The organism is Anaerostipes rhamnosivorans, assembly GCF_005280655.1.
Classification (GTDB): Bacteria; Bacillota; Clostridia; order Lachnospirales; family Lachnospiraceae; genus Anaerostipes; species Anaerostipes rhamnosivorans.
In genome coordinates this window covers 1,159,126-1,184,143 of sequence record NZ_CP040058.1, presented here as the reverse complement: position 1 = coordinate 1,184,143, position 25,018 = coordinate 1,159,126, and the positions used below count along the sequence as shown (strand labels likewise).

28 protein-coding genes are annotated in these 25,018 nt (G+C 45.0%); 3 read left to right on the top strand and 25 right to left on the bottom strand.

Annotated elements, in window-relative coordinates:
* Positions 1-19: 19 nt before the first annotated feature.
* The 4 genes from trkA to AR1Y2_RS05790 all read right to left on the bottom strand — a co-directional run bounded on the left by trkA (position 20) and on the right by AR1Y2_RS05790 (position 5,039).
* Complete coding sequence (gene trkA / locus AR1Y2_RS05805; RefSeq protein ID WP_137328131.1) at positions 20-1,381, bottom strand: Trk system potassium transporter TrkA; 1,362 nt, start codon at positions 1,379-1,381, stop codon at positions 20-22.
* Positions 1,382-1,490: 109 nt separating this feature from the next.
* Entirely contained in the window at positions 1,491-2,498 is a 1,008-nt protein-coding gene (locus AR1Y2_RS05800) for a PstS family phosphate ABC transporter substrate-binding protein (protein ID WP_137328130.1), read from the bottom strand.
* A gap of 177 nt (positions 2,499-2,675) precedes the next feature.
* On the bottom strand, positions 2,676-4,787 hold the full coding sequence (gene feoB / locus AR1Y2_RS05795) for a ferrous iron transport protein B (RefSeq protein WP_137328129.1): 2,112 nt from the start codon (positions 4,785-4,787) through the stop codon (positions 2,676-2,678).
* An 18-nt stretch (positions 4,788-4,805) separates the two neighbouring features.
* Positions 4,806-5,039, bottom strand: a complete 234-nt coding sequence (locus AR1Y2_RS05790; RefSeq protein ID WP_137328128.1) for a FeoA family protein — start codon at positions 5,037-5,039, stop codon at positions 4,806-4,808.
* Positions 5,040-5,151: 112 nt separating this feature from the next.
* Here AR1Y2_RS05790 and AR1Y2_RS05785 point away from each other — a divergent pair, with 112 nt between their 5' ends.
* Positions 5,152-5,574 carry a metal-dependent transcriptional regulator gene (locus AR1Y2_RS05785; protein WP_137328127.1) on the top strand — a complete coding sequence of 141 codons (423 nt, stop codon included), beginning with the start codon at positions 5,152-5,154 and terminating at the stop codon, positions 5,572-5,574.
* Positions 5,575-5,648: 74 nt separating this feature from the next.
* On the opposite strand, the gene AR1Y2_RS05780 is transcribed toward AR1Y2_RS05785, so the two are convergent.
* The 17 genes from AR1Y2_RS05780 to AR1Y2_RS05700 all read right to left on the bottom strand — a co-directional run bounded on the left by AR1Y2_RS05780 (position 5,649) and on the right by AR1Y2_RS05700 (position 17,805).
* A complete protein-coding gene (locus tag AR1Y2_RS05780) occupies positions 5,649-6,257 on the bottom strand; it encodes a manganese catalase family protein (protein WP_137328126.1) in 609 nt (202 codons plus the stop codon).
* A gap of 3 nt (positions 6,258-6,260) precedes the next feature.
* Positions 6,261-6,521: a spore coat protein CotJB gene (locus AR1Y2_RS05775; RefSeq protein ID WP_137328125.1), complete on the bottom strand. Its 261-nt coding sequence runs from the start codon at positions 6,519-6,521 to the stop codon at positions 6,261-6,263.
* The gene (locus AR1Y2_RS05770) at positions 6,518-6,784 is read right to left on the bottom strand and encodes a spore coat associated protein CotJA (RefSeq protein ID WP_243118871.1); all 267 of its coding nucleotides are present in this window, start codon (positions 6,782-6,784) and stop codon (positions 6,518-6,520) included. The genes AR1Y2_RS05775 and AR1Y2_RS05770 overlap by 4 nt, the downstream gene beginning before the upstream one ends.
* Before the next feature lie 161 nt (positions 6,785-6,945).
* Positions 6,946-7,461 (bottom strand): ferritin, encoded by a 516-nt coding sequence (locus AR1Y2_RS05765; RefSeq protein WP_137328124.1) that lies wholly within the window; start codon positions 7,459-7,461, stop codon positions 6,946-6,948.
* Positions 7,462-7,524: 63 nt separating this feature from the next.
* Positions 7,525-9,045 carry a sodium/proline symporter PutP gene (gene putP / locus AR1Y2_RS05760; RefSeq protein WP_137328123.1) on the bottom strand — a complete coding sequence of 507 codons (1,521 nt, stop codon included), beginning with the start codon at positions 9,043-9,045 and terminating at the stop codon, positions 7,525-7,527.
* Positions 9,046-9,148: 103 nt separating this feature from the next.
* On the bottom strand, positions 9,149-9,337 hold the full coding sequence (locus tag AR1Y2_RS05755; RefSeq protein ID WP_137328122.1) for a PspC domain-containing protein: 189 nt from the start codon (positions 9,335-9,337) through the stop codon (positions 9,149-9,151).
* A gap of 13 nt (positions 9,338-9,350) precedes the next feature.
* A complete protein-coding gene (locus AR1Y2_RS05750) occupies positions 9,351-10,112 on the bottom strand; it encodes a DUF4097 family beta strand repeat-containing protein (RefSeq protein WP_137328121.1) in 762 nt (253 codons plus the stop codon).
* A complete protein-coding gene (locus AR1Y2_RS05745; RefSeq protein WP_137328120.1) occupies positions 10,109-10,789 on the bottom strand; it encodes a DUF1700 domain-containing protein in 681 nt (226 codons plus the stop codon). The genes AR1Y2_RS05750 and AR1Y2_RS05745 overlap by 4 nt, the downstream gene beginning before the upstream one ends.
* On the bottom strand, positions 10,782-11,108 hold the full coding sequence (locus AR1Y2_RS05740; protein ID WP_137328119.1) for a PadR family transcriptional regulator: 327 nt from the start codon (positions 11,106-11,108) through the stop codon (positions 10,782-10,784). Before AR1Y2_RS05740 ends, AR1Y2_RS05745 begins: the two co-directional genes overlap by 8 nt.
* A gap of 160 nt (positions 11,109-11,268) precedes the next feature.
* On the bottom strand, positions 11,269-11,571 hold the full coding sequence (locus AR1Y2_RS05735; RefSeq protein ID WP_137328118.1) for a PTS sugar transporter subunit IIB: 303 nt from the start codon (positions 11,569-11,571) through the stop codon (positions 11,269-11,271).
* 120 nt (positions 11,572-11,691) lie between these two features.
* Positions 11,692-12,732, bottom strand: coding sequence for a zinc-dependent alcohol dehydrogenase (locus tag AR1Y2_RS05730; protein WP_137328117.1), 1,041 nt, complete (start codon positions 12,730-12,732; stop codon positions 11,692-11,694).
* A gap of 12 nt (positions 12,733-12,744) precedes the next feature.
* Positions 12,745-13,902 carry an iron-containing alcohol dehydrogenase gene (locus AR1Y2_RS05725; protein WP_137328116.1) on the bottom strand — a complete coding sequence of 386 codons (1,158 nt, stop codon included), beginning with the start codon at positions 13,900-13,902 and terminating at the stop codon, positions 12,745-12,747.
* A 12-nt stretch (positions 13,903-13,914) separates the two neighbouring features.
* Entirely contained in the window at positions 13,915-14,358 is a 444-nt protein-coding gene (locus AR1Y2_RS05720) for a PTS sugar transporter subunit IIA (protein ID WP_137328115.1), read from the bottom strand.
* Between the two features lie 26 nt (positions 14,359-14,384).
* Positions 14,385-15,050 carry a class II aldolase/adducin family protein gene (locus tag AR1Y2_RS05715; protein WP_243118870.1) on the bottom strand — a complete coding sequence of 222 codons (666 nt, stop codon included), beginning with the start codon at positions 15,048-15,050 and terminating at the stop codon, positions 14,385-14,387.
* Positions 15,051-15,062: 12 nt separating this feature from the next.
* Positions 15,063-16,112, bottom strand: coding sequence for an alcohol dehydrogenase catalytic domain-containing protein (locus AR1Y2_RS05710; protein WP_137328113.1), 1,050 nt, complete (start codon positions 16,110-16,112; stop codon positions 15,063-15,065).
* A 68-nt stretch (positions 16,113-16,180) separates the two neighbouring features.
* Positions 16,181-17,473: a PTS transporter subunit IIC gene (locus AR1Y2_RS05705; RefSeq protein ID WP_137328112.1), complete on the bottom strand. Its 1,293-nt coding sequence runs from the start codon at positions 17,471-17,473 to the stop codon at positions 16,181-16,183.
* 23 nt (positions 17,474-17,496) lie between these two features.
* Entirely contained in the window at positions 17,497-17,805 is a 309-nt protein-coding gene (locus AR1Y2_RS05700; protein WP_137328111.1) for a PTS sugar transporter subunit IIB, read from the bottom strand.
* A gap of 303 nt (positions 17,806-18,108) precedes the next feature.
* Here AR1Y2_RS05700 and AR1Y2_RS05695 point away from each other — a divergent pair, with 303 nt between their 5' ends.
* Complete coding sequence (locus AR1Y2_RS05695) at positions 18,109-18,879, top strand: DeoR/GlpR family DNA-binding transcription regulator (RefSeq protein ID WP_137328110.1); 771 nt, start codon at positions 18,109-18,111, stop codon at positions 18,877-18,879.
* A gap of 506 nt (positions 18,880-19,385) precedes the next feature.
* Here the strand turns inward: AR1Y2_RS05695 and AR1Y2_RS05690 are convergent.
* The 3 genes from AR1Y2_RS05690 to AR1Y2_RS05680 all read right to left on the bottom strand — a co-directional run bounded on the left by AR1Y2_RS05690 (position 19,386) and on the right by AR1Y2_RS05680 (position 23,179).
* Positions 19,386-20,687, bottom strand: a complete 1,302-nt coding sequence (locus AR1Y2_RS05690; RefSeq protein ID WP_243118869.1) for a glycoside hydrolase family 10 protein — start codon at positions 20,685-20,687, stop codon at positions 19,386-19,388.
* Between the two features lie 99 nt (positions 20,688-20,786).
* Positions 20,787-22,067: a 3-phosphoshikimate 1-carboxyvinyltransferase gene (gene aroA / locus AR1Y2_RS05685; protein WP_137328108.1), complete on the bottom strand. Its 1,281-nt coding sequence runs from the start codon at positions 22,065-22,067 to the stop codon at positions 20,787-20,789.
* A 2-nt stretch (positions 22,068-22,069) separates the two neighbouring features.
* A complete protein-coding gene (locus tag AR1Y2_RS05680; protein WP_137328107.1) occupies positions 22,070-23,179 on the bottom strand; it encodes a prephenate dehydrogenase/arogenate dehydrogenase family protein in 1,110 nt (369 codons plus the stop codon).
* Between the two features lie 270 nt (positions 23,180-23,449).
* Here AR1Y2_RS05680 and AR1Y2_RS05675 point away from each other — a divergent pair, with 270 nt between their 5' ends.
* The gene (locus tag AR1Y2_RS05675; protein ID WP_137328106.1) at positions 23,450-24,034 is read left to right on the top strand and encodes an HD domain-containing protein; all 585 of its coding nucleotides are present in this window, start codon (positions 23,450-23,452) and stop codon (positions 24,032-24,034) included.
* A gap of 96 nt (positions 24,035-24,130) precedes the next feature.
* Here the strand turns inward: AR1Y2_RS05675 and AR1Y2_RS05670 are convergent, their stop codons facing one another.
* Positions 24,131-24,916, bottom strand: coding sequence for a ZIP family metal transporter (locus AR1Y2_RS05670; protein WP_137328105.1), 786 nt, complete (start codon positions 24,914-24,916; stop codon positions 24,131-24,133).
* Positions 24,917-25,018: the final 102 nt, after the last annotated feature.

Sequence of the window (25,018 nt, the reverse complement as noted above, 5' to 3'; positions counted from 1 at the left end):
CTTTTTACTCCCATCATTCTTATTCTTTTCTCAAGATATCACTGATATCATGAAGTCCGGTCTTGGTCGTTACAACGATCACGGTGTCCCCGATCCGTATCGTGTCCTGTCCCTTTGGTATGATCACTGTTCCGTTCCGGTTGATACTGCAGATTAAAATCTGGTCCCGCAGCGGCAATGACTGTAGCGGGATACCGATAACCGGTGCGTGTTCCTCAATATGAAACTCCAGCGCCTCTGCCCGGCCGTCAACGATCTTATACAGATTCTCAATATTGCTCCCGATGGAATTCTGCTTTGCCCTTACATACTGGATGATATACTGGGCCGTGATATATTCCGGGTAGATCAGGCTTCCCAGGTCAAGGCCGTCAATAATATGATTATAGCTGACCCGTTTGACCTTCGTGATCAGCTTCGCCGGCGTCTGTCCCTTTACAAACAGGGAGAGAAATACATTTTCCTCATCAAAATTGGTCAGCGCGACAAAAGCATCTGTCTCCAAAAGGCCTTCTTCCAACAAAACTTCCTGGTCGCTTCCGTTGCCGTGAATGATGACTGCTTTGGGAAGCAGAACACTCAGCTCTTCGCACCGGTCAAAATCTTTGTCAATGATCTTTACGGAGATTCCCATCTTGAGCAGCTTTTTAGCCAGATAGTACGCTGTTTTGCTTCCCCCCACGATCATAACATTCCTGACCGGGTTCATCTGAACACCAATCTTATGAAAAAACCTGCTGGCACTTCCCGGTGAAGCTACAATAGAGATCCTGTCGTTTTCCTGCAGAACAAAGTCCCCAGAAGGTATAAAGACATCATTCTGGCGTTCTACCGCGCACACAAGCACTTCGCCGTGCATTCTCTCACCGATTTCCTTCATTCCCATCCCATTTAAAATGGAATTTTTCCTGAGAACAAACTTGAGGAGTTCCACTTTTCCTTTTGCAAATGAATTGATCTCCATAGCGGTGGGGATCCTCAAAATCCTTGACATCTCCGAAGCCGCGGCAAGCTCCGGATTGATGATCATGGAAATGCCCATCTCTTCCTTGATAAAATTGATCTCCTCAAAGTAAACCGGATTGCTGACTCTGGCGATCGTCGCACATCTGCCCGCCTTTTTTGCGATCAGACAACACAATAGATTTAATTCATCTGAATTGGTCACAGCGATCATAAGATCGGCCTCTTCCACTCCTACTTCCTTCAGAATATTATAGCTGGCCCCATTTCCCACAATGCCAAATACGTCATACATATCGACCAATGACTGGACAACATGAGCCTTTGGATCCACCACTGAAATGTCGTGATTCTCACTGCTTAACTGCTCTACCAGAGAACGGCCGACTTTTCCGCAGCCTACGATAATAATATTCATACTTCCCTCTTCTTTCCCAAAATTCGTTCTATATTTTAATCAGATATCAGTATCGTAACAACAATCGGTTCATTTTACAACATAGAAAATAAGATGTTATCAAAATCAGCTATTTCACGCCCACATATCCTGTTTTTTCCACGATATACTGTCCCTGTTCTGATAACATCCAGTCCACCAGCTTTTTCACGTTCTTCTTGCGATTGCTCTTTAAGGTAGCGGCATATATAGAAACACCCAGAGGATAACTTCCGTCCCTTATGGTCTCCTTAGACGGCTTGATCCCGTCTACAGAGAGAATTTTCACCTGAGGATTTGCAATCATCTCCTCTGTATAATAACGGAAAGAAAAACCTATGGATTTGGTATTGTTTTTATACTTTGCCACCTCCTCTATCATTCCTGACATCAAGTCTTCCACCTGATGAGTGGGCGGTTCCATCACGACCTCATCTTTCATGAACCTGAGGAAAGCAGTCTGGCTGCCGCTGTCTTCATTTCTCTGATAGGCAGTGATCTTCTCATCCTTGCCCCCTGCCTGTTTCCAGTTGGTGATCTTACCGGAATAGATATCTTTGATCTGACGCTGGGTCAGATTGTCCACCGGGTTATCCTTATTTACAAAAAAGATAAAGGCCTCCCTTCCAATCGGGGTCAGTTTACACTCCTTCCCCTCTTCCTTAAATGCAGCGAGCTGGTCCTCTGACGGGCATACACCGAAAAAAATGTCTGTCTCCCCATAAAGCAGATAGTAATATCCCTCCACTGTATTGTTATAAACAAAGGCACAGTTCTTATCGTCGACTTCTTTAAGCCTTGTACCGGATGGGTATACTGCGTTGATTACGGCTGAATAGACCGGAAACAATGCAGCCGCCCCGTCTAGCACAGGCAGATTTTTCTTAAGGCGCAGTGTTGGCTTGTCCACAAGGCGTACGATCTTAGAATTTTCGGAAAAAGGCAGATAATCTTTCGTGTTAAAATTCTTGTTCTCGGAATAGGAAATAACGGTTTCTTTGTGGTTTTTCCATAAAAACCTTCCTGCTGCGGTCACCGCCAGACAAAGGCCTGCCAGCAAAATAAAAACGACAATGTTTCTTCTCCTCTGCTTCTTCATAAGCGCTCTCCTCCCGAATGCGTATGCGTTTACGTTCTATTATTTCTATCATTGTAACATAGAATTTGGGAAAAATGTTTTTCAGAGGAAGTATTTAAAAACCGGCCGCCAGTAAAAGCCGTATAGGGGAGTTTTTCTTCATTGCCGGAAAGAGGCCTAAAGAAAAACTCCCCTATTTTACAAAAGATATCCTATGATCTGCATTAGGCTCTTTGCGGCGAAACAAACCAGGCATCCGGCAGCTGTGGGAATTAAAAATGCCGCCAATGTCCACTTGATGCTTCCTGTTTCTTTTTTAACCGTGAGAAGGGTCGTGGAACACGGCCAATGCATCAAGGAAAACAAAATCATACAAAGGGCTGTGGTCTGGGTCCATCCATTCTGTACCAACAGGCTGCGGATGGTCTCAAGGCTTCCTGGTTCAGCCAGGGTCCCCTGGGAGAGGTACGCCATGATCATCACTGGAACTACAATTTCATTTGCTGGAAAGCCCAGAATAAAGGCTGCAAGGATCACTCCGTCCAGTCCGATCAGCCTTCCGAGCGGGTCCAGCATTGAAGTGAACCCATTTAACAAAGTGACTCCTCCCACAGACACGTTTGCCAGGATCCATATGAGCAGTCCCGCCGGGGCAGCCACTGCCGCTGCCCGGCCCAGAACAAACAGTGTCCTGTCAAATACAGAACGTACGATCACTTTTCCGATCTGAGGTCTCCTAAATGGTGGCAGTTCCAGGGTAAAAGAAGCCGGTATTCCCTTCAGCACAGTTTTTGAAAGCAGTCTTGAAACAATCAGCGTCATAAAAATCCCAAGCAGGATCACGAGGGTCAACAGCAGGGCTGATCCAACGGAAGCTGCCGCTCCCTGCTTTGTTCCAATAAAAAACAGACTGATGAGAAGGATCAGCGTGGGAAACCTTCCGTTGCATGGAACAAAGGCATTGGTAAGGATCGCGATCAGCCTTTCCCTTGGCGAGTCAATGATCCGGCATCCCACGACCCCTGCCGCATTGCATCCGAACCCCATGCACATGGTGAGTGCCTGTTTTCCGCATGTACAGCAGCGCTTAAAATGACGGTCCAGATTATAGGCCACTCTGGGCAGATAACCGGCATCCTCCAAAAGCGTAAACAAAGGAAAAAAGATCGCCATTGGGGGCAGCATCACGGATACGACCCATGCAAGAACCCGGTAAACACCAGACAGCAGCATCCCATTGATCCATCCAGGCACACCTGCGGCCTGAAATACCTCGCTGAGACGGTCCTCGATCCAGAACAGTCCCTTTGAAAGAAGTTCCGACGGGTAATTGGCTCCCACGATGGTCAGCCAGAGGACCACGGCCAGAAGCCCGATCATCACAGGATATCCAGTCCTTTTGCTAGTCAATATGTAATCCAGCTTCCGGTCTTTTTTTGTATAATCTTTTCTGTGGTATACCACCGTATCTGAGCAGATGTCCTGTGCAGTATTTACCAGACCCGACACGATCATATCCTCCAGCTTTTCCGGCGGCCCTCCGTCCTTAAATAGAATGCCGTTTGCCCTGTCGACAGCCCCGGCGACCGCCGGATCCTCTGAGAATGGTCTTCCGCTCCTCTGCTCCATCTCTTTTAAAAGGGATGATGTTCCCTCCAGAAGCTTCATTCCGATCCAGCGGCTTGGGAGGTTCTCGGGAATATGTTCTGCAAGTGCAGGCTCCATCATATCCAAAGCCTCTTCTAGGCAAGGTTCGTATCGTGTCTGAAGGGCTGCCGCTTTCCATCTGCCTTCTGCCATACAGTCCACCGCTTCCATCAGCTCATCCAGTCCCTCCCCACTTCTTGCCGCTGCCGACACCACAGGAATGCCCAGTTTTTCACTCAGTTTTTCAACATCCACGGAGATTCCTTTTTTTCTCGCCTCATCCATCAGATTTACACACACCACTGTCCGGTCTGTGATCTCCAGAATCTGCAGGACCAGGTTCATATTTCTCTCAAGACAACAGGCATCGCAGACGGCGATCACCGCATCGGGCTTCTGAAAACAGAGAAAGTTCCTGGCCACTTCTTCCTCCGCTGAATGTGCCATCAAAGAATAGGTCCCCGGTATGTCAACCATCACATAGGAATTGTTTTGTGTACTACAGTATCCCTGTGCGTTTGCCACTGTTTTTCCGGGCCAGTTCCCTGTATGCTGCCTCATCCCTGTGAGATTGTTAAACACCGTGCTTTTCCCCACGTTGGGATTTCCTGCGATGGCAATGATCCTGTCATTTGGATTCTGTTTTTTCACAGTCAGTTCCATACTCTAAGTCCTCTCTTTTTACCTTCTTACAACGATATCTTTCAGGTCTTCTGAACGGATGGCGATCACTGCCCCCCGGATCAGAAAGGCTGTTGGATCTCCAGCCGGACTCCTGCCCACACATTCCACCATGGTATTCCTCACCAGGCCGATATCCAGAAGTCTCCTTCTGATGCTCCCTTTTGTCTTCAATTCTTCCACCACGGCCGTCTGGCCTGGATTTAATTCATTTAAACTGCAATTCTCACTCATAAACCGATACGCTCCTTAATAGAAATTAGGATAGGGAAACTTTATTTCACAATGCTATTATATTGAGGGACAAAATGAAACGTTACAATAACTAAGAAAAAGGAATGGTCAGATGGAAAAAAAGAAAGGGTTTTATACACTGAAGGGCTATCAAAAGGGAGAACCAGAGAGCATGACAGCCTCCATGGAGGACTATCTGGAAATGATCTGCCGCCTGCTTTTATCAGAGGAAGTCGTGCGGGTCAGCCAGCTGGCCTTAATGCTGCATGTCCAGCCTTCTTCCGCTTCCAAGATGGTTAAAAACCTAAAGGATGACGGCTATCTCTTATCTGAGAGATACGGCTATATCCGTCTGACAGACAAAGGAAAGCATGCAGGAGATTATCTTTTATTCCGGCATGACATCCTAAACCGGTTTTTGTGTCTCATCAATCAAAGTGAAGATGAATTGGAACAGGTGGAAAAAATCGAACACTTTATAAATAAAGAGACCGTATATAACATAGAAAAATTTTTGGAACAACATGAAAAATAAATGCCTTGCATCATACTTTTAACAGAAAAGAAGCGGCAGAAAAATTTTCTGCCGCTTTTTATGAAAATATTGGTTTAACAGTTTGGGCCACAATCAAAAGCAGGGTTAAACGCATAGAAGTTTTTGGAATCCAGACGTTCCTGCACTCTTCTGAGCGACTCGCCGAACCTCTGGTAATGAACGATTTCCCTTTCTCTAAGAAATGCGATCGGATCTCTGACATCTGGATCTTTGATCAGGCGCAACAGGTTATCATACGTTGTTCTGGCTTTTTGCTCCGCAGCCAGGTCCTCATGAAGGTCAGTAATAGGATCTCCTACAGACTGGAAGAAATCAGCAGTAAATCCTACTCCGCTGGCTGCCTGAGGCCAGATACCAGTTGTGTGGTCTACATAGTATTGATCAAATCCAGCCGCCTGAATCTGTTCCGGTGTGAGATCGCAGGTCAGCTGATGGACAATCGAACATACCATTTCCAAATGGGCAAGTTCTTCTGTTCCAATATCTGTGAGCACTCCGCACACTTCTTTATAAGGCATGGCGAATCTCTGGGAAAGGTATCTCATGGATGCGCCAAGCTCACCATTCGGTCCGCCATATTGAGTCATGATGACTTTTGCTATCTTTGGATCACATTTTTTGATGTTGACTTTATATTCCAAACGTTTTTCATAATTCCACATAGTCTAACATCCCCCTCTCTGCCATGGCCAACTGCTGGTTGCCCAGGTAAATGTGTCTGTGATCTCCGCTGAATCAATGGTTAAAGGCTCAAAGTATTGGGAATACTCTTTAACAGCTTTATTTCTTGCACATTGATATTGATTAAAATGACTGATGGCTTCCTGATCATCCGGATGAGTGTCCAGGTACAGCGTTGTGTCGATCAGAGCAAAGCTCACCGCGTCGATATAGCTCAAAAGTTTCTGCTGGTCATATTTGTTCATCGTCTACACCCCGCCTTCCCATAAAATGGTTTTTTTAATTCCGGGAAAATGGTGCCGCATGCTAATCCTTCTTCTGGGCAAAAGACCTGGTCCCAATGCTGCCATGGTACATAGGCCATAGCGATCGGCATGGAGTCAACACCGTCATGACGGTGACCCATATGATCATTTCTTCTCATCTTTGATCTATTACCGCAGGATCGCTCCATCTCAAATGGTGCCGGCTGTCCGCATGAGCATCTCTGCTGATTGTATTTTTCCAACGAAATATCTCCTTTCAATTCTGATAATATCAGTTTATGTGAACAATATTAGAATGTGCAGAGCCGATCCTATTTATATTATGAGATCAGAGTCATGAACGCCAAAAAAAGGATTGCCTAAATATCAGGCAATCCCGGAAATATTTATTGAATTTTAATTTTTATAAAACAGTCAGTGAAGGTGCTGTGTAAACTCTAGTCTGAAGTTCTGCGTCCAGCATATACAAGCCCTTAGGATCTGTTCCGAACATCTCATACTTCTGAACAAGGGAGTCTGTGTTGTTCTCTTCCTCCATCTGTTCTTTCACAAACCAATCCAGGAACTGCATGCTCCTAAAGTCCTTGCACTGATATGCTGCGTCATAGATAGCATTGATCAGCGATGTAACATACTGTTCGTGTTCCAGAGCTGCCTTGAGCGGATCAACCGGCTGTTCAAACACTTTGTCCGGCTGGGCCACAGCACTGAATGTCACCTTGCTGTTGTTGGCCTGGAGATATTCCATAAACAAGATCGCATGGTCTCTTTCTTCCTGAGCCTGAATCTTAAACCAGTTGGCAAATCCATCCAAATTCTTCTCCACATAGTAGTTGGACATATCTAAGTATAGGTAGGAAGAATAAAACTCCTTATTAATCTGGTCGTTCATTAATTCTGCTACTTTTTCATTTAACATATGGCTTCCCCTTTCGTTGCTTCACTTTTTTATAGCATCCCTATCATACCAAAAATATGTAAATTATGAAAGAGGCTTTCTGGCTTCCTCAAATTCTTCCTGCATTTCTTTGGTCGGTTCTTCTGTCAAAAGGCTGACTACAATGATCAGAAGGGAAGAGATGATAAATGCAGGCAAAAGACAATAGATCTCAAAGATGCCTCCAAGTTTTGCAAAGGTATAAGGCCATACAAGCGCGATTGCTCCTCCGCTGACCATTCCTGCGATTGCACCCTTTAAGTTGGTGCGTTTCCAGAACAGAGCAAACAGGATCAACGGGCCGAATGCTCCTCCAAAGCCTGCCCACGCATTTTCCACTAGTTTAAATACAGAGCTGTTTTCGTCAAGCGCCACAAGAACTCCAATGACGGCAATGGCAACGGTCGTGGCTCTTGAAATAACAAGAATCTTTTTCTCAGATGCTTTTCTCTTAAAAAAGCCCTGGTACATATTCTTTGCCACACAGGAAGAGGCGATCAAAAGCTGGGAATCGGATGTACTCATGGTCGCTGCAAGAATTCCGGACAGGATGATACCGGCAAAAAGCAGCGGGATCACTCCCTTAAACAAATGCATGGTCATATAGATAAAAATCCTCTGGTTTCCACTCCCTGCAAGCTCCTGTACATTTGGATAGAGGGCTGCTCCTGTAAATCCAATACATACTGCAACGGTCAGGGAAATGAGAACCCATACCATAGCAATATTTCTTGACTTTTTGATCTCATGGATGTTTCTGATAGCCATAAATCTTACAAGGATATGGGGAACCCCAAAATATCCAAGTCCCCATGCAAGTCCTGATAAGATCGGAATGACACCCTGGGACACCGCATGTCCTGTTGCCGGATCATGATATTTCATGACATCAAAAAAACCTTCCAAAGACTTTCCGTGTTCCACCACGTTTCCGACGCCTCCTACGGCGATGACTCCCACGATCAGTACGGTCACAATGGCAAAGGACATTAAAAGGCCCTGAATCAAATCTGTGGTACTGGCTGCAAGGAAACCTCCGATGGATGTGTAAATCACAATAACGGCTGCACACGCGATCATACTCGCCTGGTAGTTCAGCCCGAAGACTGAATTAAATAAAGTTCCACAGGCCGCAAATCCAGATGCTGTATAAACAGTAAAGCAAATAAGAATCATGACTGATGAGATGAACATTAAAATATTCTTGTCATCCTTAAACCGGTTGCTAAAAAAATCCGGCACCGTGATGGAGTTATTGGAAATCTCCGTATACCGGCGGAGTCGTTTTGCAACGATCTTCCAGTTTAAATAGGTTCCCAGGATCAGGCCGATGGCAGTCCAGCCCGCCTGGCTGAATCCAGAAGCATAGGCAAGCCCAGGAAGTCCCATTAAAAGCCAGCTGCTCATGTCGGATGCCTCTGCGCTCATGGCTGTCACCCAAGGTCCCAGACCCCTTCCCCCAAGAAAGTAGTCCTCAGATGTCTTATTCTTTTTGCTGTAAATCACTCCGATATAGACAACCACTGCCATGTAAGCGATCATGGCGATCAGAATTGGTGTTTTCATATGATTTTCTCCTCTTTGTCAAAATATAAGACCAAGCCTTTTGACTTGGTCTTTTTCGGATAATATTATAGCATAATTTCCATATCAGGCGCAATTACTATTTTCAATACCGCTTCTCTGGAATAATCACTGCCGCCACAATATAAACGACCAGACCGGTTCCGGAACATCCCAGCAACACTGCTCCCAGGCGGACCAAAGTAGGATCCACGTCAAAGTATTCGGCAATCCCTCCGCAAACTCCGCAGATCATTTTGTCATCCCTGGATTTATATAATCTTTTACTGCTCATAACAAGCCCCTCCTTATATATTGTTTAAAAAGTTTATGTCGATGTCCCCGCTTCCGCAGTTCACATCGATTGATTTGGTTCCTTTTCCCCAAGCCCCTCTTTTGTTATCGTGTTCCAGCTCATGTCCATCTAAGACCACATCTCCGCTTCCCACAGTAATATTATATCTGTAATTCTCCCTGCTGTCCCATATATTTGCCCCGATGTCTCCGCTTCCGCATTGAATGTCGATGGTCTCAGACCGGATCCCGTCTAATTTAATATCCCCGCTTCCGCATTGGATGTTCATACTTTTCGATGTGAGTTCCTCCGATGAAAAATCGCCGCTTCCCACGTCCAGGCGGAAAGTATCCAGGTTCACATCTCTTGGTATACTCAAAACAGCACGTTCATAACCATAGTCGTAAAAAAACCAATGGGTTCTTCTCGATATGGATTTGATTGTAAGCTCCTTGTTGTTTGTATCCAGTTCAGACCGGAAAAGCTTCCGTCCTCCCTCCGTTGTCAGTACAATCTGGTCTCCCTGTCCTCTCACGATGGACAAATCCTTGCTGCCCACTGTAATACTTATCCGTTTTACACTCTCTTTCGGAAATTCAAGCTTCTCTTCAACAGAATCTAGATCCCGCCTTGTATAACCATTTATTTTTTCTCTCACATAATTGTAAGAATCCGTGAATGAAAATCCCATGGCTGCCGCCGCTATAATACATCCTGCACCTGCGACAGTAAACACCAGACAAAGGATCAGACAGATTTTATAAAATCGTTTCATGATGTTTCTCCCCCCTTATGAAATATACGCTGGAACAGGTTTACGATTCCCCGGATACAAGGCGGGATCACTTTCACGAGGATCCAGACAAACAAGATGCAGAACAAAAGCCCCACTGCCATCATCAGAAGTCCACCGCCGCTCATCATCAGCCCTGTAGGAAGCTGTGTAAACATCTTTACGATTCCTGCCACAAATATGCCGAAACCTCCAGCCAGCAGCCCGACGCTCACTCCGGCCACCGCAGATACGATGCCAAAAAACACTCCGACGATGCCTATGGCGGTTCCCCCAACAGCTCCGATCAGCGGCAGTCCAAGTATGACTGCCCCGATGATCAAAAGAATGATCAGTACAAGATTCCGGTCCCGGTTCCCCCGAAAATGGAAACCTGATTTCTTTTTTGCCTTTTCAGGCATCTTTGTATTTTCATCATATCTTTGATTATGATATCCATGTTCTGTATATTCATCCTCCCCGGTCGTTCCTTTCAGAGAATCGCGGATCATCACAGCCACCTTTTCGGGACTGCCCAGTTCCTCGATTACCTGCTGTTCTCTTTCCGGTCCTGCCTCCTCAAAATAATCCACATAATATCCAATTGCATCGTCCCGTTCCTCCGGTGAAATGTCCTGAAGCAAATATGCCAGTTGGTCCAGAAATTCTTCTCTACTCATGGACTGCCCCTCCTTCAAATATTTTCGTAATCTTAAATGAGTAAGATTTCCACTCTGTCTTATATAAGTTCAGTTGAATCATACCCTGACTGGTCACTTTATAGTACCTGCGGTTTCTCCCGTCGCACTGCCTGTCGTAAACCTCCATGCAGCCTTCTTTTCTGAGTCTGCGCAACACGGGATACAAAGTAGACTCTGATACATCCAGGACTTTTCTTACATCCTGGGTAATCTTATACCCATAGGATCCTTCTTCTTCTTTTGAGACTACTGCCAGAACAATCGCGTCCAGCAAAGCAGCTCCTGTATTAAATACCATAGACACGCTCCCATATTATAAATTTATTAATACTATATGATATATAATATGCTTTTTTCTATAATAAGTCAATATAAAAACCCGAAAAAGACAAAAACGGAACTGCCACACTAATGATGATTCATTCCATCATTTAGTGCGACAGCCCCGTAACATATCATTATTTGTGTTCCTGAATCTCAAGCAGAACTTCTTTGATCTTGTCTATCGTCTTGTCTTTCCTGATTCCTGTAATAAATGATGTCACATTGATCACAGGACACTTCACCTTTTCACGGTAATTATTTGTCACGAAGATCACATCCATATCATCCTGTTTCAAAGGGATATCCGTGATAGAACATTTTGTAATCCTAACCCTGATCCCCATCTCATCAAAGATTTCCTGAATTTGCTCTGCCGCAACTGTGGAAGTCGCAATTCCGCTTCCGCATGCTACCATGGCTTCTACTGGTCTGTTCAATTCTCTTCCTCCTTTGTGACGGTACGCTGATTGATATTACTATCATAATACAAATTTAACAGCGAAGCCACAGGAGAAATCCCCCTAAACTCAAGATTAGTTCTTTTTTACAGAGCCAGGTCATGGTCTCAGCATAATTTTAAAATCTTCCCTGCTCTCTGCCTTTTGAAATGCATCTCTCCACATTTGCAGCGGATACTCTTTTCCTAAGATCTTCTCAAATTCATCCTGATACTGCTTAAGCATATTGACGGCCTCATGCCAGCCCTTTGGTGTGGAGGAACATGCCGGCAGAATCTTAATCTGCCGACTGAATACTTTCTGCATATTAACAGAATAATCCTTATTTACTTCGTCTGCCGCACCGATGATGACCCTCCCAAGCTTTCTTACCACCTGGAATGCCTGGTGAAAAACCTTTTCACTGCCCACGGCATCCACTGCGGCATCTGCCAGATCTCCAAATATTTCTTTTACCCTGTAAGCTAAGTTTTCATCATTTGTAACACATTGGATCCCTAAATCTGCAAGAATCTTCATACGATGCCCAGAGTGCTCCGTTCCCACCATCATGGGAACAGCTCCGGCTGCTTTCGCAGCCAGTGCACAGCATGCCCCAATAGGACCTGGGCCAAAGATAACGATTGTTTCTCCTCTTCTTATGTTTCCTATTTCTTCTATCATTCTGATCGAACATGCCAATGGTTCTGTCAAAGCTGCTGTCTTTAGAGATAGTTGGTCTGGAATCTTGATAGCATTTTTTGCCGGACAAATCAGATACTCTGCGAAAGCCCCGTTAATGTCGGAACCGATACCCTTTCTTTTGCTGCAGAGTCCCCAGTTTCCTGTCAGACAATATTCGCAGCATCCGCAAGGGTCTGCCATCGTATGACATACCACCCGGTCCCCCGCTTTCACATGATACACTTCACTGCCCGTCTCCCACACAATCCCGCTTGACTCATGTCCCGGGATCACAGGCGGCTTTAATTTGCTGTCAGCTTCGGAACAGTCCTTGTGAAACATTTTAATATCAGAACCACAAATTCCCGCGTAGGCAACCTTGACCTTGATCCAGTCTTTTCTTGGGATCACAGGCTCTGGTATGTCCAAAAACTTCATATCCTGCGGCCTGCTGCTGATTCTCTTTAACACTTTCATCGTGATTCTCCATTACCCTTTTGCAAGCTCGTAAATGTTTCTGATATCCTTTTCCTCAAGTTCTACAAAATGTCCTACCAGCCGGCCTCCACATAGAAAGTCCATATCTTTTTCATTGACACCAAGTTCCTCCAATGTCACCGGCATGCCAAGGGACTGGAAGAACTCTTTGGTTCTTTTGATTCCTTCCAAAGCCACGGCTTCCTGGTCAAACGGATCATTACTCACGTTCCATACTTCTGTCGCATACCGCACAAACCTTGGGATATCATGTGTATATACATACTTCATCCACGCCGGGCACACGGTTGCAAGTCCTGCCCCATGGGCAGAATCATACAATCCTCCGATCACATCCTGTATCATATGGCTTGCCAGATCAATTTCTCTTCCGACTCCACAGATATCATTATGGGCGATGACTCCTGCCCACATGATCTCTGCCCTTGCTTCATAATGATCCGGTTCTCTCAATGCTATTGGACCGTACTTGATCATCGTCCGCAGCACTCCTTCACTTAGCTGGTCGGTAAGTTCTGTTCCTCTTGTATTTGTAAAATAACGTTCAATGACATGCATCATGATATCTGTGATCCCGCACGCCGTCTGATATGATGGGAGACTGTAGGTAAGCTCCGGATTCTCGATGGCATACGTTGGCCGGAACACTTCGCTGTGCAGGCCAACTTTTATATTACGTTCTTCATCTTTTAACAGGCATGCCTCAGACCCTTCACTCCCGGATGCCGCTATGGTAACGATGGCTCCAATGGGAAGCGCTTTGGTGAAAGGAATATTCTGTTTAAAATGGGACCAGAAGTCGTCTTCACATAAAGCTCCTGCTGCAGTGGCTTTGGCCGTGTCAATACAGCTTCCGCCACCTATGGCAAGAACAGAATCAACCTTTTCCCTTTTTGCTGTTTCTATGCACTCCAAGGCATAATCAAGCCTTGGATTTGCCTTTACACCGCCCATTTCAATATAATCAATTCCTTCTCTATCCAGAGTCTCCTTTACTCTTTCAAGAATTCCTGATCTTAATTCTGGTCCGCTCATATGAAAGATCATAACTTTCCTGGACTGGATCCAGTTTAGCAAAGTTCCAAGTTCTCGTTCAGAATTTTTTCCAAAACAAAACTTCGTGGGACCGTAGAATGTAAAATTATCCATGATTCTCCTTTCCTATTTGATCCACTCGCTGCCAAGCACAGCTTCCAGCTCCTCACAGGACATGGTTTTTGCTTTTTGAAGGAATTCCCCATTTTGGACGGTACCAATGATTTTATTCAGCATCCCCAGCTGGTCGTCATTTGATTTCAGTGCCATATTAAATACAAAATCCACTTTGATCTGCCTGGAATCATCCTCCATCAGAGAGAAAGCTACCGGTCTTTTCAGTTTTAATACACAGACTGCCGGAGACTTCACATGAATGGAGTCTGTATGGGGAATCGCCACCGGAATCTCAGTTTCCAATCCTGTAGGGAACTTTTTTTCTCTCTGGATACAGCCTTCATAGAAGCTGTTTTCCACGCAGCCCTCCCCGTATAATTTTTGGAAGGTAAGCATAAGCGCCTCTTCCTTGTTTCCTGCATCTCCTTCTATCACAAACACATTTTCTATCATAAGCATTCCTCATTCTATGTATTTCCCTATTTTGAAATACCGCTGACTTCTTTAAAAATGGAAGAAGAAAACTCCATAAAATCTGCTGGCATAGGTTTTACTTTTCCCACAGAGATAATGTTTAAAAACATCCTGCAGTTTCTTTCAATGTTGTCACTGGCCAGCAGCGCCTCATCCATATTTTTCCCTACGCCGATGGCTCCATGGTTTGCCAGCAGGACACCGCCTTTTTCTCCGATTGCCTGTCTTGCAAATTCTGCCAGTTCGGGGCTCCCCGGAGGGGCGAAGCCAGCAATCTCCATATCACCTCCCAGGCCGAAGGCCGCTTCTATATCAACTGCCGGAATGTGGGTGATCCCTTCTACACTGGCCGCTGTGGTGGCATACGGAGAATGCGAATGGACGATTGCTTTTACATCTCTTCTTTCCAGGTAAATGCCCCGGTGCATGGTAAACTCAATCGACGGTTTCTTATCCCCTTCTACAATATTTCCATCCAGATCCGCCACAACCAGATCCTTTTCCTCCATGATTTGATAAGGATAACTAGATGGCGTGATGACAAACAGGTTTTCCCCTTCTACAATGGAAGATACGTTTCCCGCTGTTCCAAGAACATAACCATTTCCTGAAATGATCTTACAGGCACGGACAACTTGAGCCTTTGCTCTCTTTAATGCTTCAGACATCATTTTCCTCCTTTTCTAATCCCAGTTGATCGCATTTTTGATCCCTTCCTGTCTTCCGTGTGCTTCTACGGCATCAATCAGCTGTTCCCAAGGATATTCACCAGTAACAAAGGTATCCACCGGAATCTCTCCGTTGATGATCATGTCAACCGCCATCTGTACATGTCTTGGTGTGGTATGATAGAAGCCTGTCAAGGTCACTCCGTCATAGTGGATTCTGTGCGTATCAACGGTGATCGTTGTTCCCGCTTTACATCCTCCAAACAGGTTGACAAACCCGGCTTTCCTTACAATATTAATTGCATTTTCCCATGCCGCAGGCTGCCCGGAAGCATCGATGGCAGAATCTGCGCCTCTTCCATCCGGAGTCAAAGCCCTGATCTCTTTCACCGGATCTTCCACACCGTTCAGATCAAATACAATATCAGTTCCCAACGATTTGCTGACTTCCAGGCGTTCTGCGCTATAGTCTGCATGAATGACCTTTGCTCCCTTTTTCTTCATCAGCATTGCGATCATAAGGCCAATTGGCCCTGCTCCTAAGATCACTACATAATCTCCAAAATGCACAGGAGTCATGTCAGCGCCGTAAACTGCACAGGAGAATGGCTCTACCAATGCCGCCGCTTTGTAAGGAACTCCTTCCGGAATATGAAATAGATTCGTTCTTACGATCTGATCCGGCACCGCCACATACTGGGAATGTCCCCCTTTGATCCTCACCAGAGATTCACATTCTCCGTCATTCCTGCCGATCTTACAGTAATAGCAGCTTCCACAAGGTGCTGTATTGTGTGTTACCACACGGTCTCCCACCTTGAATCCAGTTACATCCTTTCCAACCTTTACGATTTCCCCTGAAACTTCATGTCCAAAAGTCGCACCCGGCTTTTCTCCTGGATATCCACGTTTATATGTTTTCACATCAGTTCCGCAAGTTAACGTAACCTTTGTCTTGATCAATACACCTTTATCATCAATCTCCGGTACCGGAACATCCACAAATCTTACATCCAAAGGTGCGTACCATAATGCTGCTTTCATTGTTGCTGGAATTTCGCTCATAACTTAACCTCCTAAAATTTAAATGTTTATTGATAAATATTTATCTGCATACAATAAATAATTGTTGCCTAAATCAACCCTGCAAGTTTTGCAATGATGGCAATGATCACATTATAGATGGTGTCACAGACGGTACCTACGACCTGAGTCCCGCCTGACAAATCCATAGTGCCCGCTGCTTTTACAACAAGCGTCGTCAATCCTGCCATAAAGCTCATAGCGATCATTTCATATACTGTGACTACCACTGCTGAAATTAATGTCTTCAGTACATTCCCTTTTGATGCCCAGGAAGAAACTGTTGTTGTATAGACCATTCCTCCAACCAAACCGATCGGGAAGAAGTTTACTCCCGGAACTATGAATCCTAAGGCTATGGTAATTGGAATCATGATTACGGCTGTCTGGATCGCACAAGTGTCTCCAAGTCCCAGTGCCACATCCATTCCAATATTAATGTCATACTTGTCTCCCAGTTTTTTCTGCATAAATTCAGAGGCAGCCTGTCCGATGGGGCCTAATCCTTCTAACAGTACCGCTACCATTTTCGGAAGTAGTACAATTGCTCCTGCTATAGAAATACTGATGGTCAGTGTGTTTGCCGCAGACTGTTTTGTGATGAGACATAGGATGATCCCAATCACGAAACTCATCACAGCTGTATCTCCGAAAATGCCCAGTTTTTTACTCAATGTATTTAAGTCTAATCTGGAATCTTTCACTTTAGGGATCCGGTCCAGGATCCAGTTTGTGATCTTAGCGATGGGGTATGCCGTTACCATAGCAAATTGTGTGGTAACCGCTGTTCCTTCCTGCCCAAAGTAATCCTGCCAGCTGTCTGCCGTTGCATCGGCAACTTTCAGCACAATGACCGAACATACAAGCGCGACTACCGTCCCTGCAAGCCCCGCGGCAAAAATAGATGCGCCGCCCAGTCTCATGGGATAATAGACCATACATGCAGTGATAAGAAAATGCCAGTAATTCCAAAGATCCACGTTTAATGTTTTGGTAAACCTCAATCTTACAAGGATGAAATTCAAGATAAATCCCAATGGGATCACCAGCATCGCAAATGGAGTAGACCAGCCCGCTGCTCCCAGTGCCGGCCAGCCGCCATCAATGACTGTAAAGCCGCTCCCAAGACTTTGGTAGTATCCTGAGATATTTCCCATAGCGCTGGTGAGTATCCCCAGAGCTGTATTGATGCCTAGAAAACCAATTCCGACCATCAGTCCGTTTCTAACCGCTTTTTTAATCCCTACCCTAAAATAAAGGCCCAGAACTGCGATCACAAACGGCAGCATCGCAGAAGCTCCTACATCTGAAATAAACTTTACTATTGTATTAATCAGTTCCATGTAATCCTCCTTTGTTTTTTAACCTACCCGTTGATCTTTTCATTCAGACTTACAATGATGTTTTTAATTTCTGCAATCTTTTTGTCTTTTTTAATCCCGGTCAGAAATGCTGTCACATTGACCACTGGACATGGTATCTCTTCCCGATAGCAGTTTGTCACAAACACAATATCCATCTCATCTGCCTTTTCAGAAATTTCTGGCACAGTTCCTTTTATGATCTCTACGTCTATTTCCAATTCCTGAAATATTTCATGAATTGCGTTTGCTGCAACTGTAGAAGTCGCAATTCCACTTCCACAGGCAACCATTGCTTTCATTTTTCTAGCCATACATTCACCTCCCATCTTTTTGATACTATTGTTTCATTTCTTTATCATTGATGTCTCCATTATGCTTATACTTCATAATTTTGAAATGTTTTTGTCATTTTAATGACTTGTTTAACTCAATATTACCTTCACAGTCGTACTTTGTCAACTATTTTTAAATAAATTCTTCATTTTTTTGATATTTAGATATCATTCTGAATAAGATATTGACATTTTCGTGTCATTTCATTACTATAGAACTAACATCATCTATACTTTGATCCTTATATATCTTGGGATTTCTTGCTTAGAAAGGAAAGTTTTATGACAAAAAAAGAAAAACGTTTAAATGATTTATTATCTTATATTAAAACCTATGAGTATGTACCGATCACACAGCTGCTGGATGAATTCCACGTCTCAAAATCAACGATGATCCGTGATCTCTCTACTTTAGATGAACAAAAGCTCATCGAACGCATCCATGGAGGTGCCCGTGCCCTTTCGGATGACCGGATCACAAAATTTAATATCCGCGAAAAGATGAACGAGAAAGAAAAAAATGCCATTGTACGTTCTGCAGCTAAGCTGATTAACGACAATGACACAGTATACCTTGATACCGGCTCCACTTGTTTTTTGCTTTATAAAGAGATCACTGCAAAAAATGTAACGGTCTTTACTCCAAATCTGGCAATCATTCACTATGGTCCACGGCCTAATATTTCCCGTGTTTATGCTCTTGAAGGAGAGGTCTCCACCTCCAACTACTCCCTCACCGGAAATCTGACACTGGAAAATATGAAAAGAATTTACCCAGAAAAAATATTTTTTTCTGCATTGGGTCTTCACAATCACAACAATCACGAAATGCAGTGCGCAAATGAAATCCAGATGAGCACAATCAGGATCATCTGCGAAATGGAAGGATACAAGGTTCTCATGCTTGATTCTTCTAAAATCGGCCTTCACAAAGCCTTCCAGGGCAACTCAATCCGAGATATTGACCTGCTGATCACTGATTCTAATATCCGGGAGGAAGATGCCGAAAGCATTCAAAATGATCTAAAAGAACTGCTCATTGCAGAAATATAAGTATGACATGTTCCACATGATTTCCGTTCGGCTCTTAGAATGCCTCACTCCAATCATGTAGAACATGGACGTAGTGTCTGCTGGATAAGGATGACAGTTAAACAGAAGGTGCCATCCTACGATAGTTTTTCTTCATTGTCGGAAGGAGGCCTTGCATTCGAAGGGACGTTAGTTTTTCTTCTTGAAGTAAAGACTCGTAGGCGGTGCGCATTGCGCAGTGAGGCTGCCCCCGCGTCAGCGAGTTCCGAACGGGCCGCCGAAGAGGCTTTGCTGAAAGTTAGAAAATCTTACGTCCTTGAGACAGCAAGCCGGAGAACTGGTGAAAATGGACGTAATGTCTGCTGGAGAAGGGCTTCTGTCAAAAAGGAGGCACTTTTCGAAAGTTATTCACCACTATTGGAGGAGCGCATTTCAAAAGCGCGACGGAAATAGTGGTGAATAACTCATACAAAAACCGCCAGGGTTCTGCTTCTTTATCTGCAGAACCCTGGCGGTTCTTTGGTTTCTTATTTTAAGACTGTTTTCAGCTGGTTCACAGCCTTTCTGCTGGCTTTGCTCTTTAAATCCTGGTAATCAAAGAATGCGAATCCGTCCACCTTGTACTTTCTTGCGTACTGCACCTGCTTTTTCAGCACCTTGGTGTCGCTCTTCCACTCTTTTCTCTCCGCCCGGTTCTGGCCCACATTGTGGCCTGCGCGGTAAACACCGATTCCGATGTAGAGTTTAACTTTCTTCTTTTTCGCTGCTTTTACCCAGCGTCTCGTCACCTTGTCAAAGGCTGCGGTTGGGTGCTTGAATCCCCAATATACTTGTGGACAGATATAATCCACATAAGCCGTGGAATTCAGCCACTTATAAATATCCACATAATATGAATACTTGCTTGTCAGGTTGTCGATATTTCCTGCCGGGCTGATGCCGTAGGTCACATTCGGATCTACCTTCTTAATGGTCTTTTTCATCCTTTTGACCAGATTATTGACCTGGGCCCTGCGGTAGGTATAAATGCTTTTTTTCTTCTTTTTGTAGGAAGACTTATTGTACTCTTTTGCGTCAAATGCTTTCTTTACGTTCTTTTTTGTAAAACTTGGGTAGAAATAATCATCCATATGGATGCCGTCCACATCGTACTTCTGCACGATTTCCTTGGCGCCATTAACGATCAGATTCTGGACTGCTTTTTTGGAGGGATTGTAGTAAAGGTTTCCCCCGTAGGATAACACATTCCTTCTGGTTGACTTTTTGGCATGCCATTTTCTGGCCGGATTGTTCTTGGATAGTTTATTGTAATTGGTACTGCCTTTGGTCACCCGGTATGGATTGACCCATGCCTCGATGGCCATGCCCTTTTGATGAGCCACGGACACCATGATCTTTAACGGATCATATCCTGGACTTCTGCCCTGTTTTCCTGAGATGTATTTGGACCAAGGGAAATACTTGGACTTGTAGATGGCATCGCCGAACGGTCTTACCTGTACAATGACACGGTTCATGCCAAGACTTTTTCCTCTGTTGACCACCTTGGTAAAATACTTTTTGAAGTTTGCCGCGTTGTTCTTTTTATAGGCGTCACGGTACTCATCATAATCGTAAAAAGAAAACCAAAATGCCTTGTATTCGCCTGATACCGTTGTCTTTTTCGCCTGTCTTGCTGTCTCAGTCACCGTGGTCTTTGGCTGAACCTTTGCAACCTGGTTTCTTCTCTGTGCTGCCCGCACCACCGCTTCACTGCTCAGACTGACAAACATGGCGCTGGCAACCAGCCATGCCGTCAGACGGAGTAATCTCACCCTTGTCTCGTTCATGTTCTGCGATCCTTCCCTTCCCATATATGCTTCTCTCATGTTTTGTTCGCTGCTGTCTCCATTGTATGAAGAATTTTCCAGCTTGTCAATGAGAGAATCTTATTGTCCAGACAGCATCTGTAACTGTTCATAAAAGGTTGGATATGATACGTCCACGCACTCTGCATCCTCGATCACCGTCTCTCCGTCTGCGTTAATCCCCGCAATGGAAAATGTCATAGCAATCCGATGGTCATATCTGCAGTGGATGGATGCCCCTTTGAGCGGATTTCCGCCCCGGATGATCATCCCGTCCTCTGTTGCCTCTGCGTCCACACCCATCTTGACCAGATTGTCTACCGTAAGGTCAATCCGGTTGGATTCTTTCACTTTGAGTTCTGCCGCATCCCTGATGACCGTCTCTCCCTGCGCAAACGCAGCCATCAAAGCGATCACCGGGATCTCATCGATCAATGCCGGAATCAAGTCCCCGCCTACCTCAGTTCCTTTTAAATTGCTGGTCTTTACCGTGATATCTGCCGTAGGCTCTCCACTGTCATCTTTTACATTGGACAGTACGAGATCTGCCCCCATAGCTTCACATACCTTTAATATTCCATTTCTCGTTGGATTGATCCCTACCTGCTTTAAGGTAATACAGGAATCCGGAGTCACAAGTCCTGCAGCGATAAAAAATGCAGCAGAAGAAATATCTCCCGGCACAACAATATCAGCAGCGGTCATTTCTGCTGGCGGGGTAACCTCCGCGGTAGTTCCCTGGGATGACACCTGAACTCCAAAAGACTGAAGCATCAGTTCCGTATGATTTCTGGACAAAGCAGGCTCTGTGACACTGGTCTTTCCGTCCGCATAGAGTCCTGCCAGTAAAACGGCGGATTTTACCTGGGCAGATGCCACCGGTGAATCATAGTGAACGGCTTTCAAAGGCTTCCCGATGATTTTAAGCGGAGCGCACCCGTCACCGTTGACACTTTGAATGTCCGCTCCCATCGTTGAGAGGGGCTTCATGATCCGTCCCATGGGACGCTTATTTAAAGACTCATCCCCTGACAGTGTGACATCAAAATCCTGCCCGCTTAATATACCAGAAATCAGACGGGTGGTGGTGCCGCTGTTTCCCACATCCAGCTGCTTTTCCGGTTTTTTCAGCCCATGGAGACCGTTTCCGTGGACTATGACTTCGGTCCCGTCCTGTTCAATCTCAACTCCCATTGCCCTGAAACAGTCAATGGTCGCAAGGCAGTCGGCTCCTGAGAGAAAGTTTGTGATATGGGTGGTGCCTTTTGCCAGAGATCCGAACATCACTGCCCTGTGGCTGATGGATTTATCTCCTGGTATTGCTATGGTGCCATTTAGTCCTTTTACTTTCCTAAGTTTCATTGTCAGTTCCTTTCATATACACTGTAATTTTTATCCTGCAGGATCTCCCTGGCGCGTTTTGCTGAGACATCATCATAGAGCATGATCTTTAGCACTCCCTCTTCAAACTCTCGGTTATGGATAATACCGATATTTTTAATACTGATATTATTTAACGCCAACAGGGTTGTGGTGGTAGACAAGGTTCCCGGCTCATCCGGAATATCCACAAAGATCTCGTAGGATTTCTCCATCAGTCCCACAGCGCTGTCAGGAACCGTTTCCCTGTATTCCCCTGCCTCTTTGAAATACTTGTTTAAATAGCTGTGGTCATCCCTGTCCAGGGCATCGATCATCCCCTCAATACTGCCTTTGATCTGCTCAAGGATCTCTTTTATATTTTCCTTATTGGAAAGGCTGATCTGCTCCCAAACGACAGGAGAAGAGGATGCAATCCGTGTAATATCCTTAAATCCTCCTGCTGCCAGCTGTTTTAATATACCATCCTCCGTGTCCATATCCTTCACTGTATGTACAAGTTCTGCTGCCATAATATGCGGAACATGGCTGATGGCCGCCGTGAATGCATCATGGCGTTTGGCGTCCAGCAAAATCGTCAGTGCCCCCAATTCCTCAATAAAAGCAGTAAATTCCTTTACCTTTTCTTCACTAACCTCCTCGGTTGGCGTAATAAAATAATACGCATTTTCAATCAGACGGTCAGAGCTGTAGGAAAATCCGGCTTTCTCCGATCCCACCATAGGATGTCCCCCGATAAAGCAGGACTCCATATCAAGTTCCTTGACCTTTTTATGGATTCCGCCTTTGACGCTGCCTACATCTGTCAGAATGCAGCCTTCTTTAATATATGGCTTCAGCTGTTCCAAAAACTGAAGATTATGTTGTACCGGTGCACACAAAAAGATATAGCTGCACTCGGCAAAATCACTTTTAAGCTCAGAGGCCGCCCGGTCAAGAATTCCTTCCTCAACTGCTTTCTTAAGCGCTTCTTTGTCTGTGTCATATCCGATCACCGTGTAATTAGGAAATACACGGCGTACATTCTTAGCTATGGAACCGCCGATCAGTCCAAGCCCAATAAAACCGATTGTAAAATTTGTCTCTATTGACATATAGATCTCCTTGTATTAAATGATAACCCGCATTTTATACTCTTCGGGTAAGCGTGCTTCGCACGATAAGGTTCACCCGCAGGGCATCCCGTATTCCATACCCTTCGGGTGGGCGTGCTTCACACGATAAGGTTTATTTTACCGTGCTGTTGGGTAAAAGTCAACACATCGTCACTTTAAAGTAACAAAGTGGAAAATTCCTTCATTGACCAAGAAGTGAAAATGATTTATGATAAGTATGTAAAATTGTCCGCAAAAAAGGAGAAACCCATGTTTGAAAAAGCAATTATCTTTGCAACGAATGCCCATTCCGGCCAGAAGCGTAAGGGAACAAATATTCCATTTATGATCCATCCACTGGAAGTCGCCTCGATCGTTGCCGGTATCACGCCAGATGAAGAGATGATGTGCGCTGCGGTTCTCCATGATGTTATCGAAGACTGCCGGGATGTGACCGGAGAAGATATTCGCAGGGAATTCGGGGATAAAGTAGCGGATTATGTCCTGATGGAAAGTGAAGATAAAAGCAAGTCCTGGATCGAAAGAAAGAGCCATACGATCAATTTCTTAAAACATCGGGCTAAACGCCCCGCCAAAGTTATCGCTCTGGGGGACAAGCTGGCCAATGTCCGCTCACTTGCCCGAGATTATAAACTTCTGGGGGACGAGCTGTGGCAGCGTTTTAATATGAAAGATAAGAATATGCAGGGCTGGTATTACAAGAGTATGATCGAATGTTTCGAAGAATTCTCTGAATTCCATGAATATAATGAATACTGCTATCTTGTGGAGCAGGTATTTAAGGATACCATAGATGTGGATCCGGAAGAATATACAGAAACAGGCGGGAGATAAAATCCCGCCTGTTTTTATTTCACAAGATTTTCTGAAATTCCCTATAAATCAATATCTCACTGAGATATTTTCTCTTTTCCTAAAAGCCAATGCAGACTATCCCAAAGCCACATCCAAGATCATCATGATCAGAAATCCCGCCATAACACCCAATGTCCCTGTATGGGAATGTTCTCCCAAATGGGCCTCCGGGATCAGCTCTTCCACCACCACATAGATCATCGCTCCCGCCGCAAAAGATAAAAGCCACGGCATATAGGTGCCAAGTCTTCCTGCCACAAGAACCGCCAGCACACCGAATATAAATTCCACAATCCCTGACAGTGCTCCATAGACAAAGGACTTAAATCTGGAAAGTCCTTCTCTTCTAAGTGGCAGTGAGATGGCTGCTCCCTCGGGAAAATTCTGAATCCCGATCCCAACGGCTAACGCTACCGCGCCGCTGAATCCCACGCCTCCGTGTCCGCTTGCCACAGCAAAGGCCACACCTACCGCCATACCTTCCGGGATATTGTGCAAGGTGACAGCCAGCACAAGCAGCGTGGTGCGTTTAAAGGATGAGGAAAGACCTTCCGGATTTTTCTCCCCCAGATGCAGATGCGGCATCAGCCGGTCCATCAAAAGCAAAAAAACTCCTCCGAGCGCAAAACCTCCGGCAGCCGGGATCCAGCCGATCTGCCCATTGGCTTTGGCCTCCTCGATGGCTGGGATCAGCAATGACCACACGGAGGCCGCGATCATAACTCCCGCTGCAAATCCAAGAAAAATCCTCTGCATATTTGCGTGAATATCACTTTTTAAGAAAAATACAGTGGCCGCGCCCAGTGCAGTCATCAAAAACGTAAAACCTGTTCCGGCGGCCGCCCATTTTAAAGCTTCCATAATAAGTATTCCTTTCCATAAAACTAAACGTAATAAAATAAGCCATACCCAATAGGGCATCCCTATATAGGCACGACTTATTATTTCATATTCTAGTATTAT

Excerpts from the sequence above, each read along its gene's own strand:
- AR1Y2_RS05700 (WP_137328111.1), bottom strand. The coding sequence starts at position 17,805 with ATGGCTAGAAAAATGAAAGCAATGGTTGCCTGTGGAAGTGGAATTGCG.
- AR1Y2_RS05705 (WP_137328112.1), bottom strand. The coding sequence starts at position 17,473 with ATGGAACTGATTAATACAATAGTAAAGTTTATTTCAGATGTAGGAGCT.
- AR1Y2_RS05715 (WP_243118870.1), bottom strand. The coding sequence starts at position 15,050 with ATGATGTCTGAAGCATTAAAGAGAGCAAAGGCTCAAGTTGTCCGTGCC.
- aroA (WP_137328108.1), bottom strand. The coding sequence starts at position 22,067 with ATGAAACTTAGGAAAGTAAAAGGACTAAATGGCACCATAGCAATACCA.
- AR1Y2_RS05790 (WP_137328128.1), bottom strand. The coding sequence starts at position 5,039 with ATGAGTGAGAATTGCAGTTTAAATGAATTAAATCCAGGCCAGACGGCC.
- putP (WP_137328123.1), bottom strand. The coding sequence starts at position 9,045 with ATGAAAACACCAATTCTGATCGCCATGATCGCTTACATGGCAGTGGTT.
- AR1Y2_RS05725 (WP_137328116.1), bottom strand. The coding sequence starts at position 13,902 with ATGGATAATTTTACATTCTACGGTCCCACGAAGTTTTGTTTTGGAAAA.
- trkA (WP_137328131.1), bottom strand. The coding sequence starts at position 1,381 with ATGAATATTATTATCGTAGGCTGCGGAAAAGTCGGCCGTTCTCTGGTA.
- AR1Y2_RS05730 (WP_137328117.1), bottom strand. The coding sequence starts at position 12,732 with ATGAAAGTGTTAAAGAGAATCAGCAGCAGGCCGCAGGATATGAAGTTT.
- AR1Y2_RS05690 (WP_243118869.1), bottom strand. The coding sequence starts at position 20,687 with ATGAACGAGACAAGGGTGAGATTACTCCGTCTGACGGCATGGCTGGTT.
- AR1Y2_RS05780 (WP_137328126.1), bottom strand. The coding sequence starts at position 6,257 with ATGTGGAATTATGAAAAACGTTTGGAATATAAAGTCAACATCAAAAAA.
- AR1Y2_RS05720 (WP_137328115.1), bottom strand. The coding sequence starts at position 14,358 with ATGATAGAAAATGTGTTTGTGATAGAAGGAGATGCAGGAAACAAGGAA.
- feoB (WP_137328129.1), bottom strand. The coding sequence starts at position 4,787 with ATGGAACTGACTGTGAAAAAACAGAATCCAAATGACAGGATCATTGCC.
- AR1Y2_RS05710 (WP_137328113.1), bottom strand. The coding sequence starts at position 16,112 with ATGAGCGAAATTCCAGCAACAATGAAAGCAGCATTATGGTACGCACCT.
- AR1Y2_RS05765 (WP_137328124.1), bottom strand. The coding sequence starts at position 7,461 with ATGTTAAATGAAAAAGTAGCAGAATTAATGAACGACCAGATTAATAAG.
- AR1Y2_RS05680 (WP_137328107.1), bottom strand. The coding sequence starts at position 23,179 with ATGTCAATAGAGACAAATTTTACAATCGGTTTTATTGGGCTTGGACTG.
- AR1Y2_RS05675 (WP_137328106.1), top strand. The coding sequence starts at position 23,450 with ATGTTTGAAAAAGCAATTATCTTTGCAACGAATGCCCATTCCGGCCAG.
- AR1Y2_RS05740 (WP_137328119.1), bottom strand. The coding sequence starts at position 11,108 with ATGGTATTTAATACAGGAGCTGCTTTGCTGGACGCGATTGTTCTGGCA.
- AR1Y2_RS05750 (WP_137328121.1), bottom strand. The coding sequence starts at position 10,112 with ATGAAACGATTTTATAAAATCTGTCTGATCCTTTGTCTGGTGTTTACT.
- AR1Y2_RS05670 (WP_137328105.1), bottom strand. The coding sequence starts at position 24,916 with ATGGAAGCTTTAAAATGGGCGGCCGCCGGAACAGGTTTTACGTTTTTG.
- AR1Y2_RS05695 (WP_137328110.1), top strand. The coding sequence starts at position 18,109 with ATGACAAAAAAAGAAAAACGTTTAAATGATTTATTATCTTATATTAAA.
- AR1Y2_RS05800 (WP_137328130.1), bottom strand. The coding sequence starts at position 2,498 with ATGAAGAAGCAGAGGAGAAGAAACATTGTCGTTTTTATTTTGCTGGCA.
- AR1Y2_RS05745 (WP_137328120.1), bottom strand. The coding sequence starts at position 10,789 with ATGAGTAGAGAAGAATTTCTGGACCAACTGGCATATTTGCTTCAGGAC.
- AR1Y2_RS05755 (WP_137328122.1), bottom strand. The coding sequence starts at position 9,337 with ATGAGCAGTAAAAGATTATATAAATCCAGGGATGACAAAATGATCTGC.
- AR1Y2_RS05775 (WP_137328125.1), bottom strand. The coding sequence starts at position 6,521 with ATGAACAAATATGACCAGCAGAAACTTTTGAGCTATATCGACGCGGTG.
- AR1Y2_RS05785 (WP_137328127.1), top strand. The coding sequence starts at position 5,152 with ATGGAAAAAAAGAAAGGGTTTTATACACTGAAGGGCTATCAAAAGGGA.